Source organism: Kordia aestuariivivens (assembly GCF_014397005.1).
Taxonomy (GTDB): domain Bacteria; phylum Bacteroidota; class Bacteroidia; order Flavobacteriales; family Flavobacteriaceae; genus Kordia; species Kordia aestuariivivens.
In genome coordinates, this window is the sequence record NZ_JACGWS010000004.1 from 296,578 (window position 1) to 313,145 (window position 16,568).

Annotated in this window: 13 protein-coding genes; 8 read left to right on the forward strand and 5 right to left on the reverse strand. The window is 34.8% G+C overall.

The features are described 5' to 3' along the window. Positions 1-132: 132 nt before the first annotated feature. From glgB to H2O64_RS08720, 3 genes are read right to left on the reverse strand one after another with little or no spacing between them, the layout of a single operon-like run. Positions 133-2,040 (reverse strand): 1,4-alpha-glucan branching protein GlgB, encoded by a 1,908-nt coding sequence (gene glgB, locus H2O64_RS08710; protein WP_187561796.1) that lies wholly within the window; start codon positions 2,038-2,040, stop codon positions 133-135. 3 nt (positions 2,041-2,043) lie between these two features. Continuing rightward, entirely contained in the window at positions 2,044-3,669 is a 1,626-nt protein-coding gene (locus H2O64_RS08715; protein ID WP_187561797.1) for a trehalose synthase, read from the reverse strand. A 20-nt stretch (positions 3,670-3,689) separates the two neighbouring features. Then, complete coding sequence (locus H2O64_RS08720; protein ID WP_187561798.1) at positions 3,690-5,627, reverse strand: alpha-1,4-glucan--maltose-1-phosphate maltosyltransferase; 1,938 nt, start codon at positions 5,625-5,627, stop codon at positions 3,690-3,692. A gap of 338 nt (positions 5,628-5,965) precedes the next feature. Here H2O64_RS08720 and H2O64_RS08725 point away from each other — a divergent pair, with 338 nt between their 5' ends. The 7 genes from H2O64_RS08725 to H2O64_RS08755 all read left to right on the forward strand — a co-directional run bounded on the left by H2O64_RS08725 (position 5,966) and on the right by H2O64_RS08755 (position 13,305). After that, a complete protein-coding gene (locus H2O64_RS08725; protein WP_187561799.1) occupies positions 5,966-8,041 on the forward strand; it encodes a hypothetical protein in 2,076 nt (691 codons plus the stop codon). A gap of 594 nt (positions 8,042-8,635) precedes the next feature. After that, positions 8,636-9,454: a PhzF family phenazine biosynthesis protein gene (locus tag H2O64_RS08730; protein WP_187561800.1), complete on the forward strand. Its 819-nt coding sequence runs from the start codon at positions 8,636-8,638 to the stop codon at positions 9,452-9,454. 261 nt (positions 9,455-9,715) lie between these two features. Beyond that, the gene (locus H2O64_RS08735) at positions 9,716-10,615 is read left to right on the forward strand and encodes a GNAT family N-acetyltransferase (RefSeq protein ID WP_187561801.1); all 900 of its coding nucleotides are present in this window, start codon (positions 9,716-9,718) and stop codon (positions 10,613-10,615) included. Positions 10,616-10,670: 55 nt separating this feature from the next. Beyond that, entirely contained in the window at positions 10,671-11,423 is a 753-nt protein-coding gene (locus H2O64_RS08740; protein ID WP_187561802.1) for a class I SAM-dependent methyltransferase, read from the forward strand. 314 nt (positions 11,424-11,737) lie between these two features. Then, positions 11,738-12,379, forward strand: a complete 642-nt coding sequence (locus H2O64_RS08745) for a DUF4145 domain-containing protein (protein ID WP_187561803.1) — start codon at positions 11,738-11,740, stop codon at positions 12,377-12,379. 177 nt (positions 12,380-12,556) lie between these two features. After that, positions 12,557-13,048: a hypothetical protein gene (locus H2O64_RS08750; RefSeq protein WP_187561804.1), complete on the forward strand. Its 492-nt coding sequence runs from the start codon at positions 12,557-12,559 to the stop codon at positions 13,046-13,048. Further along, positions 13,045-13,305, forward strand: a complete 261-nt coding sequence (locus H2O64_RS08755) for a hypothetical protein (RefSeq protein WP_187561805.1) — start codon at positions 13,045-13,047, stop codon at positions 13,303-13,305. The genes H2O64_RS08750 and H2O64_RS08755 overlap by 4 nt, the downstream gene beginning before the upstream one ends. 109 nt (positions 13,306-13,414) lie before the next feature. On the opposite strand, the gene H2O64_RS08760 is transcribed toward H2O64_RS08755, so the two are convergent. Both H2O64_RS08760 and glgA read right to left on the reverse strand, forming a co-directional pair. After that, the gene (locus H2O64_RS08760) at positions 13,415-14,680 is read right to left on the reverse strand and encodes a glucose-1-phosphate adenylyltransferase (protein WP_187561806.1); all 1,266 of its coding nucleotides are present in this window, start codon (positions 14,678-14,680) and stop codon (positions 13,415-13,417) included. Positions 14,681-14,686: 6 nt separating this feature from the next. After that, entirely contained in the window at positions 14,687-15,889 is a 1,203-nt protein-coding gene (glgA, locus tag H2O64_RS08765) for a glycogen synthase (protein WP_187561807.1), read from the reverse strand. A gap of 183 nt (positions 15,890-16,072) precedes the next feature. Here glgA and msrB point away from each other — a divergent pair, with 183 nt between their 5' ends. Then, positions 16,073-16,546 (forward strand): peptide-methionine (R)-S-oxide reductase MsrB, encoded by a 474-nt coding sequence (msrB, locus tag H2O64_RS08770; protein WP_187561808.1) that lies wholly within the window; start codon positions 16,073-16,075, stop codon positions 16,544-16,546. Positions 16,547-16,568: the final 22 nt, after the last annotated feature.

The window sequence follows — 16,568 nt, forward strand, 5'->3', positions numbered from 1 at the left end:
GTATGCGATATTAAAAAAACTATGATGATGCGAAGCTGTATCTCGACTGCGCTCGATATGACAAAAGTCTTGACTCTATACTCTTGGTTCTTTTTTCTCTAAAAAATCTCAATACTAATAGCTCAATACTCACTACTTGTATTTCAACACCACCATTCCCAAAGGCGGAATCATAATTTCTGCAGAATGATTTCTAAATTGCCATTCCATTGCTTCCGATTTGACCGTTTTGTTTTTAAAGTCGTTGGTTCCGTTGTATTTTTTGAGATCACTGTTAAAAACTTCTTTTAATATTCCCGCTGTTGGCAGTCCAATGCGATAGCTTTCGCGTGGAATTGGTGTCATGTTGCACGCAATAATCAAATCGTTTTCAGGCTTCTTCCCTTTTCTGATATAGACTAAGACTGAGTTTTCCGAATCGTTGTAATCAATCCATTCAAAACCATCGGCTGTAAATTGCTTTTCGTGCAATGCAGCTTCTTTTTTGTAGAGTTTGTTTAAATCTTTAATTAAATTCTGAACGCCTTTGTGCACATCATGTTCGAGTAAATGCCAATCTAAACTTTGTTCAAAATTCCATTCGCCACTTTGTCCAAATTCACATCCTTGAAATAATAAATTCGTTCCTGGATGTGTAAACATGTAACTGTATAGTAAACGAAGATTTGCAAAACGTTGCCATTCGTCGCCTGGCATTCTTCCTAAGATGGAATGTTTTCCGTACACCACCTCATCATGTGATAACGGCAACATAAAGTTTTCCGTAAACGCGTAGGTCATACTAAACGTTAAATCATCTTGATGGTGTTTTCTATAAATTGGTTCTTTCGCAAAGTATTGTAAGGTATCGTGCATCCAACCCATCATCCATTTCATTCCAAAACCAAGTCCGCCAATAGACGTTGGACGAGATACCATTGGAAATGATGTTGATTCTTCTGCAATAGTCTGTACATCAGGAAAGCTCGAATACACTGCTTCGTTCATTTCTTTCATAAACGCAATGGCGTCTAAGTTTTCGCGTCCACCAAACTGATTTGGTTCCCATTCGCCTTCATCACGAGAATAATCAAGGAATAACATAGAAGCTACTGCATCCACGCGCAATCCATCTGCATGAAATTGATCGAGCCAAAAAATTGCGTTACTGATTAGGAATGATTTTACTTCGTTTCGACCGTAATTAAAGATCAAACTTTTCCAATCGGGATGATAGCCTTTTCGTTTGTCTGGATGTTCATATAAACAGGTTCCATCAAAGAAACCAAGTCCGTGTGCATCTTCAGGAAAGTGCGACGGAACCCAATCTAAGATGATTCCGATGTCGTTTTGATGTAGTTTATCTACTAATAATTTGAATTCTTCTGGATAGCCAAATCGTGATGTTGGCGCAAAATATCCTGTAAGTTGATAGCCCCAACTTGGATCGTACGGGAATTCCATCACTGGCATTAATTCCACATGCGTGAAATTCATATCTTTTACATAACTCACCAATTCGTCAGCCAATTCTATGTATGACAAAAATTTGTTTTCTGCCAATTTACGTTTCCACGAACCTAAATGCACTTCATATACAGAATATGGCGCATCTAAGGCATTGTGCTTTTTACGTTTTTTCATCCACTTGGAATCTTTCCAATCGTGATCGGCTTCCCAAACAATCGAAGCTGTTTTTGGTGGATGTTCGCAACGACGCGCATACGGATCAGCTTTTTCCGTTTTGATATCGTTGTGATTGCTTTGTATTTTGTATTTGTAGGTACTTCCTTTTCCAACATTAGGAATGAATCCTTCCCAAATGCCGCTTTCGTCCCAACGTACGTTTAATTTATGTTCGCCTTCTATCCAAAAGTTAAAATCGCCAATGACAGAAACTGTTTTTGCGCTTGGCGCCCAAACTGCAAAATAGGTTCCTTCCACGCCGTCAAGCGTCATCATGTGTGAACCAAACTTTTCGTAAAGTCGGTAATGTTTTCCTGCTTTGAATAGATTGACATCAAATTCTGAAAATAAACTATGTGGAACTACTGTTGCCATAAATTAGTGATTGATAATGTTAGTGATTCCTTTGAGCGGAATGACAGCCCAAAGCGGTCGTGAGTTGAGTTCATACCCAAGTTCGTAGACTGCTTTTTCGAGCAATGAATATTTTAGTAAAAAGATGCGTTCCTGACTGTACCCAATGTTGAGGTTTGCATCTTGAATTTTGGTAATGTACGTTTTTAAGAATACACCAATGAAGTATTTATATAATAATTCGCCTGCTTCAAATAAATCGTCTTGCGAATGTTTGTACTCGTCGTTATGATTGAATATTGTTGCGTAAATCGCGTAATGGAAACTTCTAAAAAGTCCTGCCACATCTTTTAGTGGCGGCTGTTTTACTTTTCGATCGCGAATGGTGCTTTCGGGTTCGCCTTCAAAATCGAGAATGTAGAAATCATCATCCTTCACCAAGATTTGTCCTAAGTGATAATCGCCATGCACTCTAATGCGTTCGCCTTTGAGCTTTGTCCAATCGAAATTTACAAAGCGTTTCCGAATGCTGTTTTTCTTGTCTAAAAATTCTTGTGCTAATGTTAACGCTAAACCATCCAACTTATGCAAATTGTTTTCAACCGTATTCAATCGGTTTTGAAATTGATAGAGCAATCTATTTTTCAGCCAAACCGTATAATCGCCATTGAAATGTGTTGGTGTAAAGGCAGTTTCTTCAAATTCACTTCCGAGTGCAATATGCATTTCGGCAGTACGTTTTGCTAAGGTTTGAATCTTTAAGAATAAATTTAATCCAACCCAATCAATTATTTGCGGTGGCACATCACGAATGTCTAAACGTTCAAACAATTCCGTATCGGGCAATTGTTGTGTGTTTATCTTTTTTGCTTCTAAATTTGAGAATACTTTGTGCAATTCTTTCAACATATAATCCCACGCATCACCTTCATTTGGCACCATTTCTTGCATGAGTCCGATGGTAATATTTTCCTTATCGGAATCTACTAGATTGATGCTTCCTAAGTACGCAGGCGTATTTTTGAAGTTTTTCTTTTCCGATAGAAATCGACTCATTTCATAGTCAGGATTTTTGTTTGCGTAAATTCTTCGGAAGAATTTCAATACATAGTTTTCATTGTATACAATGGACGTATTGCTTTGCTCCAAGCCCATAAATCGGGAAGATTTGTATGCATCTTGAAACAGCAAGCTTTTGTGATATTGTACTTTCGTTTGATCGTTAGGAACTGCCGTGTGAATGCGCTCAAAAACCAATTTCCGAAACGCTTCTAGGTTGATTGCGTCAATGATAAATCCTTTTTGATCTTTAATGCTAATTGGCAAAATACGATCTTCTTGGGCAAAACTTTCATCCGACACAAAGGCAATCGGTAAAAAATAATGCTGATAAAACGCTTCTACAAAGTTTACTTCTAAGATTAATCCATAATAGATTTCGCCATGTTGTTGAATTCGGAAATATTCCGAGAGTTCAATATATTTTAATTTGCTTGCTTTTCCACCGTACCAACGTTGTTTGATGATGTAATCTTCCAATACATCTGACAAAAATGCTTTTACAAACGCTTTGTTTTCTAATAATTCTTCCCAAGGATCATTGAAATTGTACGCGGGCTGTAATGTCGTTTTGGTGGTTTTTTTTGCCATGGTTAATGGTTTTACTAAATCTATTTATTGATTTTAAAAATATGAAACGGCAACGCAGGATGCAATTCTACAAAGTTCCATTCGCTGTACCAATTGTAACTGTTTCCTGTGATTAAATCGTGAACCTCAACTTTCTGTCCTTGCTGAATTCCTAAATCGTGCAACGGCAACTGAATGTTTCCTTGTTGCGCATAGTATTGATCGAGACTGATAATGACTAAAACTTCACTCGTCCGATCTTGATTCCACTTATAGAAACCTAATAAGTTATCATTTTCTATGTGACAGAATTTGATATTATTCGTTTGTTGCAATGCTTCGTGTTCGTGACGAATTGCGTTGATTCTACCAATAAGCGTTGTGAGTTTATTTTGTTTGTCCCAATCATAATGACACAATTGAAACTTCTCTGACATGTAATATTCTTCTTTTCCAGGAATAGCTTCATCGATCATTTGCTCAAATACAGGTCCGTAAATTCCAATGTTGGAACTCAAGGTTGCTGCCAACGCATAGCGCTGAATGTATTTTGCTTCGTTTGCACCTTGTAAATGAAACGGATTGATGTCTGGTGTATTTGGCCAAAAGTTCGGGCGCATGTATTCTTTTTGCTCCGTTTGCGTGAGTTCGTTCATGTATTCAATCAGCTCGTGTTTGTTATCACGCCAAGTGAAATACGTATACGATTGTGTGTAGCCTTGCTTTGCCAATTGCTGCATTACTTTGGGTCTGGTAAACGCTTCCGCGAGAAAGAGCACGTTTGGATGTTTCTTTTTGACTTCGGCAATTGCCCAATTCCAGAAATAGTATGGTTTTGTGTGCGGATTGTCTACTCGGAAAACTTCCACGCCGCAATCAATCCAATGAAAGAGTGTGCTTAAACATTCGTTCCACAGATTTTTATAGTCTTTACTTTCCCAATAAATTGGCAAAATGTCTTGGTATTTTTTTGGTGGATTTTCTGCATATTGAACCGTTCCGTCTGGTCGCCATTTGAACCAATCTGGATGCGAGGTTACCCAAGGATGATCGGGTGCTGCTTGCAATGCATAATCCATTGCGATTTCTATGTTTTGTTCTTTTGCTTTCGCGATTAAACTTTTAAAGTCTTCAATCGTTCCCAATGCTGGATGTATGTCTTTGTGTCCGCCATATTGTGAACCAATTCCCCACGCCGAACCAACATCACCTTCTTTGGCTTCTGTGGTATTGTTTTTTCCTTTACGATTGACTTCTCCAATAGGATGAATTGGTGGAAAATACAAGGTATCAAATCCCATGTTGGCAACTTTGGGCAGTAAACGCTCGCAATCTTTGAATGTTCCATGTGTTCCTTCTGTTTCCGAAGCCGAACGCGGAAAGAATTCATACCACGTACTGAATTGCGCTTTTTTACGATCGACATAGACTTGTAAGTCATGTGACGAATTTGCTAATATTTTTTCAGGATATTTTACAAAGATATTGTGTAATGTTTCGCTTTTTGCCGCTTCAATAGCCTCATTATATTTGGAAGCATCTTTGAAGTTTGCAATGCAAGTTTCCAAATATTCCTTTTCTGTCTTCGTTACTTTTTTGAGTAAAGGTTTAAGAATCTCCACACCTTCTAACAATTCAGAAACAATATGTTGATTGTCATCAATTTTTCGTTCTGCGCCGTGTTGCCAGTTTAGTGCATAATCTACCCAACCTTCTACTTTGTAGGTATAGAAACCTTGTTTTTCCACCACAAATGAAGCTTGCCATTCGTCATTTCCAGTTTCGTGCATGCGTGCTTCTTTCCAAGTACGTTCTTTTTCATGTTTGTACAATACAGAAGCCGCAATTACATCATGTCCATCGACTAAGACATGTGCTTGTATGTTTACGATTTCGTTGACAATTCGTTTGATAAAAAATTCACCATTGTTCAGTTGTGGTGAAATATGATCGATAACGACACGTTTTTGATTTTGCATTTTTCGGAATTATGTATGTTCTGAATTCCGAAATTAATAAATTTAGCGGCAATTCTCATGCTAGTTTCCCAATTATATTACCGATCTTAAAACTACAACGTTTGCGGAGTGGTTTTGCGGTTGTGAGTTGTCGCTTTGCTCTTTGTTTTTTTGTGGATTCGTTATTTTGTTATTTATGGATTCATTTTTTTCTGAGTGAAATTTGAGCGTTTTTAATTGCTGTAAAAGTTTCTTTCAAGAAGCTTAGTTATTAACAAATTTTCTATTCAACTTATATTGACTAAATTAGTTCCTGCTAACGCAACAACTCCTACCCAAACTTATTAGCATTGAAATAAATGACTGAAAATTTAACGCAAAGAATAACACGATCTTTTGAAAGCGACATAAATAATGCCTTATTGATTAGAGGAAAAAGTGGTATTGGAAAAACATATTATATTAAACATACATTATTTCCAGAAGTTCGTAAAACTCAAGCCTCAACTTCCATACATGATGAAAATTGTTATCCTGTATTAATTTCCCTTTTCGGACTTAGAAGTGTTGAAGAAATTCAAGAACAATTATTTTTAGAATTATTACCACTTTTAAGAGACAAAACTGTACATATCACTTCAGATGCTAGAAAGTTTCTGACAAAACTATTCTGTAAAATAGATGTAGAACAGTTTCTAAACAAAGAGCAATCACTTTTAGAAGTATTGCCACCATCAGAAAATAAAAGCGTAAGTATTTTTTCTAAAATTGGAAGATTTCTAATAAAATTATTCTCTAAAAATGAAGATACTTCATCCACTGAAGTAAACATACTTCTTTGTTTTGATGATCTTAATAGAACAAGTGATGCTTTACCAAGCAAAGAATTGTTTGGGTTCATTAATAGTATTCTTGAAAACACACCTATAAAAGTACTACTTGTAGAAACTGATGATGAATTAAGCAATGTAGCAATTGATTATTCACTAATGAAAGAGAAAGTTATTAGCAATTCAATGCTGTTCGAAACTAATTTTCCACTAGTTTACGAACATATTATTACTGAAAAATACAAAGAAAAATTGCCTAGCTATTTCTATTTTCTACAGGATCGTAGTCAAGATGTTGTTTCAAAAATTGAAGAAAGTAATAGTAATCTAACAACGCTGCTCTTCTTTTTAGATCATTATGAAGTAATATTTACTTCCATAGAGGAAGTATTACAAAAGGATGATAAACCAGCACTCTCAAAGGATAGTTACTTTGACAGAACTATCAATTATGCACTATCTATTTCAATAGAATTTAAAAAGGGTAGGTTGACACCAAGTATAATTTTTGGTTTGAAACATAAAGATGATGAAAGCAATAGTATCAAAACTCCATTTGATGGAGAATTAACTCCAAAAGAACGTGAACTATACGAAGCACTAATATCATATCAACAAAATTATGAAGAAAAATATCTCAGTAATATAAAGTACCAACCCATAGCAATTTTTAACTCAATATTCGATTATATAGTAGGATCTTCTTTTATTAATGAAAATTTAGTGAATGAATTAAAACCACATAGAGTTGTTAACAACTATCCGGTTTTCAATAAGTTATTTGAATTAGAAGGTTTAGACTTGCCCATGTCAGAAATTGAAAACTTAATTGACGAAATGTTAATTTTAGTAGACAACGCTGAGTTTCACCTTGGTGATTACGCTAGTGTTTTTACTGTTGTAACCAGATTTTTTTACACACCTAGACGCGTTAACATGATTCTGAAAAATGAAAAAGACATACATGAAGATGGATTGACAGAAGCTCAAAAAAAACTTATAAAACGATTTAAAAAAGGAATTGATACATGGGTGCTGCAATATAATTCTAAAGATTATCCTGAGTTTAACGTACATCTTGGAGAAATAAATTTTAGGTTAAATGAACTTCACTCTAAGAATCCTTTTAAAAAGGAAGGAATGAATATAATGAAAGTACATCAATTTGATTTTAATGTAAGTTCAAATGAAATCAATATGTACTGCCAAGAAGTATATCATACTATTAAAAAACAGAATGAAAATAAAGAAGTTAAATCTCTTCTTGCGTTGTATGAAAAAGACATGATGGCTTTTATAGAAAAAATAAGTGACCCAACTACTCGTTTGAAGAATTATCCCATATACTCAAAATTTGATTTTACAGAATTTTGGTCAATATTTAAGAACGCTAAAAACTCACAATTAGTAGCATTTGGTCTTCATTTAGAACAACGCTACAAAGAACCTCTTTCACATAATCTAAATGCTGAAAGACCTTTTTTCTTAACTCTTGGAAATAAACTAAAGGAAGAAAAGGAAAAATTTAAAAACCCGCTATACATCGACTTCGACGAAGTAGTAATCCATTATTTACTTAAAGAATTGAACAGAATTCTTAGTTAATCTGAGTTCGATATAAAATTTAAAAGCCTTTTGTGATGAAAACGCCTTTCTTAGTTTCCCGAAAGCTTGTTGCATAGCTGCGAGAACGTTTCGCGACTTCCCGAAAGCTTGCTGCACGACTGCGAGAACTAATCCACAGTGTGGGAAAGCTTCCTGCAGGTCTGCGAGAGCCTTTCAAACACGTCGGAAAGCTTGCCGCAGGTCTGCGAGAACGTTTCAAACACGTTGGAAAGCTTCCTGCACGTCTGCGAGAAGGTTTCAAATGCGTTGGAAAGCCTGTTGCATTGCTGCGAGAAGGTTTCGGGAGCCTTTTTATTGAAAATTCTTCAATAAAACATTCAAATATGATGATTTTGTTGCGGATTTCGTAAAACAGCACAATTTACGTCACTGTGAGGAGCGATAGCGACGTGGCAGTCTGTTTATTATGTTGATGAAAAATAGATTACTTCAGTATTGTTTGCAAAGCCGTTTCTTTTTTCTTTACCAAAAACCACATTGTGTATGTATAATCTTTGTTTTACTTTTATGGGAAATAACAGGAGTTGTTGTGAAAATAATTCTTGGTTATACATACACTAACAACCATAAAAAATGAACAACAACATAGAAACCTATATAGTTGACTCTTTTACAGATACCCCTTTCAAAGGAAATCCAGCAGGTGTTTGTGTGTTGAGTCAAACATTGTTGAATGCACAAATGCAATTAATCGCAAAAGAATTAGGTCTTTCGGAAACTGCTTTTATCAATCAAATTGAGGAACAGAATATATACTCGATAAGATATTTTTCTCCTGTAATGGAAATTCCTCTTTGTGGACACGCAACATTAGCAGCGTCTAAAGTACTATTTGAAATCTTTCCTGAAATGGAAAAAATTCATTTTAAAAATATTCAAGGTTTAGATTTAATAATTAAAAGGTATGGAGAAATAATCGAAATGGAATTTCCTATTTACGATACAGTTCCGCAAAATGCTCCTGAAGAATTACTGAAAGCTCTCGGAATAGAAAAAATATCAAATAGTGAGTTTAATAAAGAAACAAATATCCTACTTCTAGAGATTGAGAGTAGTGAACTATTAAAAAATTTATCGCCAGATTTTGAAAAGCTTAAACGCTCACATAATTCAATAAACGGAGTATTGGTAACCGCAATCTCGCAAATAGACACCTATGACTTTGAATCAAGATACTTCTGGCCTTGGAGTGGAACAAATGAAGACCCAGTAACTGGAGCAACTCATACGTTCTTATCTAAATATTGGAGTACACGCTTGAATAAGAAGAAAATGAATTCATATCAATGTTCTGAAAGAACTGGATTTATGGAAGTCGAACTAATTAGTGATAAAACATTAACGATAAAAAGTGAAGCTCAAATAGTGTTGAAAGGAGCATTAAGAATATAAATACTGGTGCTAACAACAGTAACCGTTGCACAACTCCTTAATTTTACAAAAAAAACGACTAATTCTCAGCTCTTTCAAAGATGTCTTTCTTTTAGGTTTTACTATATAATCCTAAAATTAGTACCACTTACAATCCTTCCTTCAACAAGCTCAGGCAACAACAGATTTTCTATTCGGTTTTTATTTGTTAAATTAGGTGCTTACCACGGAACTAGCTATACACAAACCGTTATACCTGGTTAGAAAAAGAAGTAACCATTAATGAAACTTATAGAACTCAATAATATAAATTACACATTTGTAAAAGATTTTAAACACGACCCAGAAATTAGAGCGAGTTTTAATGCCTTGACGGAAGCCACATTTGAATTCAATTTTGAAAGTTGGTATTTAAGTGGTTACTGGGATGATAATTATATTCCATACTCATTAATGCACAATAATAAAGTAATCTCAAATGTTTCGGTTAGTAAAATAGAATTTGTAATCGAAAACGAGAAAAAAGTAGGGATTCAAATTGGTACGGTGATGACAGACACAGCATACCGACATCGAGGACTTAGTAAGTTCATTATGGAGTACGTACTAAACGAATGGGAAACACAGTCTGATTTTATATATCTTTTTGCAAACGACAGTGTACTGGATTTCTACCCGAAATTTAATTTCGAGATTGTAAATGAATACCAATATTCAAAATCGCTAAACAGTATTAACAAATTATCATCATCATTAAGAAAACTCCATATTGATGATGCTTCTGACAAGGAATTATTGCTAAGAACGATACATGATGCACATCCAATATCAAAACTAGCTATGCAAAACAATACAGCATTACTTATGTTTTATTTTTTGTTATTTAAGAAAAACAGTTTGTATTATCTTGACGAACTTAACACTGTAATTATTATGGATATGGAAGGTGACACGCTATATTTGAATGATGTATTTTCAAAAGAACGCGTTGCACTAAACGATGTCATTAAATTCATAACAAATACAACGATAAAAAGAGTACAATTGGGATTTGTCCCATTGGATGAAACCGATTACCAAAAGAGTTTATTAAATACAGGAGATACTTTATTCGTACTGAAAGACAAGGCTGCTTATTTTAAAAACAATGCGTGGATGTTTCCAGTTTTATCGCACGCATAAAAAAATAAACTCAATACACTAATAGCTAAATAATCAATAGATTTTGAAAGAAAAAATGGAAAGTACTTATACCGTTGGCGATTTAATTTATGATGCGAATATTTATGATGGAATGAATACCAACCTCGCTGATTTGCCATTTTACAAGCAATGGCTACCAAAAAATAAGAACGCTCGGATCTTGGAGCTTTGTTGTGGCACTGGCAGATTAACCATTCCAATTGCAAAAGATGGCTATGCTATTAGCGGCGTAGATAACAGTTCCTCAATGCTCGAACAAGCAAGAGCAAAAGCTTCCGAAGCAGGCCTAGCCATTGAGTTTATGGAAGCAGATATTAGAACCTTAGATTTACCAGAAAAATACGATCTTATTTTTATTCCTTTTAATTCCATCCATCATTTGTATAAAAATGAAGATTTATTTAAGGCATTTACTGCGGTTAAAAACCATCTTAAAGAAGGCGGTTTGTTTCTGTTAGATTGCTATAACCCGAATATTCAATATATTGTTGAAGGTGAAAAAGAACAGCAAGAAATTGCCAACTATACCACCAACGATGGAAGAGAAGTATTGATAAAACAGCAAATGCACTATGAAAGTGCAACGCAGATGAATCGTATAGAATGGCAATATTATATAAATGGTGCATTTGATTCGATTCAAAATTTGGATATGCGACTGTTTTTTCCGCAAGAATTAGATGCCTACCTGAAACAGCATGGTTTTAGGATGCTGCATAAGTTTGGAAGTTTTGAAGAAGCAGCATTTACGGACACTTCGGAGAAGCAGATATTTGTTTGTCAATAAGTTTTTTGTGTTGGTTTGGGGATTGTTTGTTATTTTTATTTTGATACGTTTGAAATAATGTTTTTTGCGTCATTGCGAACGCTAGTGAAGCAATCTTTTACTTCATAAAGCCAGTATGAGATTGCTTTGCTTCCGATCGCAAAGACGTTTCCTTTTTTTCCTTACGGAAAACCGCATTGTGTATGTATAATCTTTGTTTTACTTTTATGGGAAATAATGAGAGTTGTTATGAAAGATGATTTTTGTTGTTTTATATAATTAGTGTTACGTATGGTATTCCGTATTTACAAACATTAGCAAACATTTAAAAAAATATGTATCAAGTAAACACAAACGCAGGAGCAACAAAAATTGACAAATTACCAGAAAAGTGTCCTTTTTGTCATAGTGTCATATCACCACGACCTATTAATGGAAATAGTGGTAATGATCGAATGGAAATATTTATGTCTTGCCCAAAAAGTACTTGCAAAAATTCATTCATTGGATATTATAAGTATGAAAATAATATGTGGAGATATGCGAATGAAACAACAATCGGGAATTTGACTGCTAAAGACTTTAGCGATAGTATTCAAGAAGTTTCTCCTTCGTTTGTAAAAATATATAATGAAGCATATTCTGCTGAACAACAAAACTTAAAAGAAATTTGTGGTGTTGGTTATAGAAAAGCATTGGAATTTTTAATTAAGGATTACGTTATCTTAAGTAATAAAGAGGAAGAAGATAAAATTTTGAAAATGCGACTTGGGAATTGTATTAAAGATTTAGTGACTGATGATAGAGTGAAATCTGTAGCAAAAAGAGCTGTTTGGCTTGGAAATGACGAAACTCATTATGTGCGCAAATGGGAAACTAAAAACCTTGAAGATTTAAAAAAGCTGATTAGTTTGACTGTTCATTGGATTGAAATGGAAAAACTCACCGAGAGTTTTGAAACTGAAATGCCTGAATAAAAAACGCTTGCTAACACCGTTAACCGTAACGCAAACCTATAATTTTATAAAAAGTGACTCATTCGTAGCCTAATCACAAAAATCCTTCCTTCGACAAACTCAGGTACCAACTTATTTCCTATTCAATTTGCATTCACTAAATTAGCTACTTCAAGCACATTAAACACCATACACTACATGTTACCAGATACATCACAAGGAAGTCCAACTAAAGGCATTTGGTTTGTACACAACGACGGAATCAATACGATTCGGGTTTTTACATCATCTATAAGTAAAGAGAAAATTTTCTTAAATGAAGATTTGGTATCCGAACACAGAAATATAAAGCTAAAAAGCGCGCATGAGTTTCAAGACAAAAATGATAATACATACGAGGTTGAGTTAGTAGCAACAAAACTTCTAAAAGGTGAAATGGAGTGTTTAATCTACAGAAATAAAGAATTAATAAAAACCTTTAAAGCGAGTCCTCGAATAGGTAATAATTTTACAATTAAACGTTTTTCAATATTAATAATTGCATCAGTAACATTTGCCATTATTAGTTCGCAATTTGAATTTCCAGATTTTGTATTTTACATTTTTTTGTTTTTAATGCTAACCGTTCACACTCTTACAAGAGATCCTGGCGAAATTAGTATCGTTGAAGATAAAAAAAACAACGAATGAACTATTTTAAACGGAATTGGAACGAATCTCGTGGAGACGAATATGACAATTGGGGAAAATCGATTTGGTTTTTTGAAACAAACAGTAATGGAGAAGTTTTAAGACAAATGGAAGTTTATGAAAATGGAAAAGTTTTGAAATACGATAATGACCATATTGAAGATGAATTTGGTAAACTTTCCAATCAAAAGCTTGATTTGGATGAATTTAGAGAGTTTTTTATCGATAAGAATGAATTTGATACTATTTGGAACTAAAAATTATTATGAGAAACCGAACTTGATTCGGTTTGGCGAAAATTTCCCAATAAAAAATCCCGCTTTTCAACGGGATTCTTAAAACTCAACTTTAAAAAGTTGGAAGTTATTATATCGTATACCCTTTTGGAATCACCGCGCCTTTTTTGATCACTACAATTCCTTCTTTGATGAAATACGTATCTGTTTCTTTGTCTTCTAAATGCGTTCCTCCGTTGATTTTTACATCATCGCCAATGCGACAGTTTTTATCAATGATGGCGTTTTTAATGTGACAACGCTCCCCGATTCCCATAAGAATACTAATGTTTTTTGCTTCGATTTCTTCTAAAGATTCATAATGGTCACTTCCCATCATATAGGTATTGGTAACGACCGATTCTTTCCCGATCCGTGAACGAATTCCAATCACGGAACGTTCTATTCTTGCAGCTTGAATGATACAACCATCTGCAATTACGGTGTTGTTTAGGGTTGTTCCTGAAATTTTTGACGTTGGTAATATTCGAGCATTTGTATAAATACGTTGCTTTTGATCGTATAGATTGAATTTTGGAATGTCGTCTGTCAACCCAAGATTGGCTTCAAAAAACGAATCAATGTTTCCGATGTCTGTCCAATAACCTTCATACTGAAAACTCACCGTTTTGTGTGTATCAATACTTTGCGGAATGATTTCTTTTCCAAAATCTACCGTATCTGGATCATCCATCAATTTGATGAGTAAGTCTCTATTGAAAATGTAAATTCCCATAGAAGCTAGGTATTTTCTACCTTCACCTTCCATTTCTTCGCTTACATCCGACGTCCAATCTGGTAATAAATCTAATGAAGGTTTTTCAATAAATGATGTAATTACGTTTTCTTCATTCGTTTTTAAGATTCCAAACGATGTGGCATCTTTTGCATTTACAGGATACGTTGCTATAGAAATTTCTGCGCCCGCTTCTTCATGCTTTTTAATCATATCGTTAAAATCCATTTGATATAATTGATCTCCCGAAAGGATGAGTGCATATTCAAAATCGTGTGCTAAAAAGTGGTGCATACTTTGTCGGACTGCATCTGCCGTTCCTTGAAACCATTTGTCACTCGAAATGGTTTGTTCTGCCGCAAGGACATCTACAAAAGCCGAACTAAAGAAACTAAAGTGAAATGTATTAGAGATATGTTTGTTTAACGACGCAGAATTGAATTGCGTTAATACAAACATACGTTTGATGTCTGAGTTGATACAGTTTGATATTGGAATATCTACCAATCTATATTTTCCAGCAATTGGAACTGCTGGTTTTGATCGTGCTTCTGTTAATGGGTAGAGTCGCGAACCTTGTCCACCTCCTAAAATGATACTTAGTACTTTGTTATTGATCATAGCGTTTTATATGATAGATTTATATAGGTTTTCTGTTTGTTTTGCAATGGCTTTCCAATCGAAAAAGTCTTCTACGCGTTTTCTACTCGCTAGTGCCATGCTGTTTCCAACTTCTTTGTTATTTATGATTGTATTAATTCCATCTGCCAAATCTTTTGAAAATTTCTCAGGAGCTACAGGTTCAAATGGTGCTGTGTTTTGTTGTTCCACAGGAATTAAAATACCAGTTTCATTATGAATTACTACTTCTTTTATGCCACCAACAGCACTTGCCACCACAGGCGTTTTACATGCCATTGCTTCTATGTTTATGATTCCAAACGGTTCATAGATAGAAGGACAACAAAAAACGGCTGCATGTGAGTAGAGTTGAATGATGTCTTCTTTTGGCAACATTTCGGCAATCCAGAATATATTGGAGCGTGTTTGTTTTACCGCATCAATACTTTCCTTCATTTCTTGTTCAATTTCGGGTGTATCTGGCGCACCTGCACACAACACAATTTGCGTGTCTTCATCAATGTGTTTAATTGCATTTACGAGATGAATGATTCCTTTTTGACGCGTAATTCTTCCCACAAATAATACATACGGTTTTGAAGCGTCAATGTTGAATTTTTCAAGAATTGTCTTTTCGGGTGTGAATTGATATTGCTCCAGATTAATTCCGTTGTAAATCACTTTTATTTTTTCTTCAGCTACGTTGAAATGTTTTAATACGTCAATTTTTGTTTCTTCCGATACGGCAATAATCGCGTCTGCCATTTCAATCGCGGTTTTTTCAATCCAAGAAGAAGCATCATAACCGTTTCCGAGTTGTTCGCGTTTCCAAGGTCGTAACGGTTCTAATGAATGTGTCGTAATGACCAACGGAGTTCCGTAACACAGTTTCGCCATGATTCCTGCAAATTGCGCATACCATGTGTGGCAATGCACTACATTGGCGTCAATCGCTTCTGCATTCATGTTTAAATTCGTGTTTAACGTATTGAAAACAGGTTTTAGTTTTTTGTCTGTGTTTGCAAAACTTGCATGATCGCCTGAGAATCCTTTGATACTTAGATGATCTTCGTTTACATCCTGATCGCCAAAGCTTCGCACTTCCACTTCCATGAGTTGCTTCAATTCGTCTGCTAAATATTCAACATGAACTCCTGCTCCACCATACACATACGGTGGAAATTCTTTCGTAAAAAAAAGTACTTTCATTGGTTCGTTTTTCAAGCTTTTTGGTTTCTTTCGTTGTAATGCTTTACAAATTACTCAATTAATATGAAATACTTACTATGTTTTCATTGGCGAAAATCGATATTGACAAACTAAAACGTTTTCGTAATGTTAAACTATTAACAACGACCAAATGGAACATATAATTATCCTTAAATTTACATTATGAAAAAGATTTTATTACTTGCCGTTTTTGGTTTATTTTTAAGCTGTAACTCGTCGGCACAAGAGAAAAAAGAGGAAACTTTTAAGGTTTCAAAAACAAAAGCTGAATGGAAAGCTCAGTTAAGTCCTGAAGCATTTTATGTATTGCGAGAAGCTGGAACAGAACGCCCTTTTAGCAGTGCGTTGAATAAAAACTACAAGAAAGGGACGTTTTACTGTGCAGGTTGCAATACGCCTTTGTTTAAGAGTGAACATAAATTCGATTCTGGAACTGGTTGGCCAAGTTTTGATCGTGAGATTGAAGGAAATGTATCATTTTCAACCGATTATGATCTTGGATATGCACGCACCGAAGAACATTGCGCAACTTGTGGTGGACATTTAGGTCATGTTTTTAATGATGGACCTCGAAAAACCACTGGAAAGAGACATTGTATTAATGGTGTTGCGTTGAAGTTTGTTCCTGAAAATTAGATTTTCTTAGACTTCTTGGATT

Excerpts from the sequence above, each read along its gene's own strand:
- glgB (WP_187561796.1), bottom strand. The coding sequence starts at position 2,040 with ATGGCAACAGTAGTTCCACATAGTTTATTTTCAGAATTTGATGTCAAT.
- H2O64_RS08715 (WP_187561797.1), bottom strand. The coding sequence starts at position 3,669 with ATGGCAAAAAAAACCACCAAAACGACATTACAGCCCGCGTACAATTTC.
- H2O64_RS08720 (WP_187561798.1), bottom strand. The coding sequence starts at position 5,627 with ATGCAAAATCAAAAACGTGTCGTTATCGATCATATTTCACCACAACTG.
- H2O64_RS08725 (WP_187561799.1), top strand. The coding sequence starts at position 5,966 with ATGACTGAAAATTTAACGCAAAGAATAACACGATCTTTTGAAAGCGAC.
- H2O64_RS08730 (WP_187561800.1), top strand. The coding sequence starts at position 8,636 with ATGAACAACAACATAGAAACCTATATAGTTGACTCTTTTACAGATACC.
- H2O64_RS08735 (WP_187561801.1), top strand. The coding sequence starts at position 9,716 with ATGAAACTTATAGAACTCAATAATATAAATTACACATTTGTAAAAGAT.
- H2O64_RS08740 (WP_187561802.1), top strand. The coding sequence starts at position 10,671 with ATGGAAAGTACTTATACCGTTGGCGATTTAATTTATGATGCGAATATT.
- H2O64_RS08745 (WP_187561803.1), top strand. The coding sequence starts at position 11,738 with ATGTATCAAGTAAACACAAACGCAGGAGCAACAAAAATTGACAAATTA.
- H2O64_RS08750 (WP_187561804.1), top strand. The coding sequence starts at position 12,557 with ATGTTACCAGATACATCACAAGGAAGTCCAACTAAAGGCATTTGGTTT.
- H2O64_RS08755 (WP_187561805.1), top strand. The coding sequence starts at position 13,045 with ATGAACTATTTTAAACGGAATTGGAACGAATCTCGTGGAGACGAATAT.
- H2O64_RS08760 (WP_187561806.1), bottom strand. The coding sequence starts at position 14,680 with ATGATCAATAACAAAGTACTAAGTATCATTTTAGGAGGTGGACAAGGT.
- glgA (WP_187561807.1), bottom strand. The coding sequence starts at position 15,889 with ATGAAAGTACTTTTTTTTACGAAAGAATTTCCACCGTATGTGTATGGT.
- msrB (WP_187561808.1), top strand. The coding sequence starts at position 16,073 with ATGAAAAAGATTTTATTACTTGCCGTTTTTGGTTTATTTTTAAGCTGT.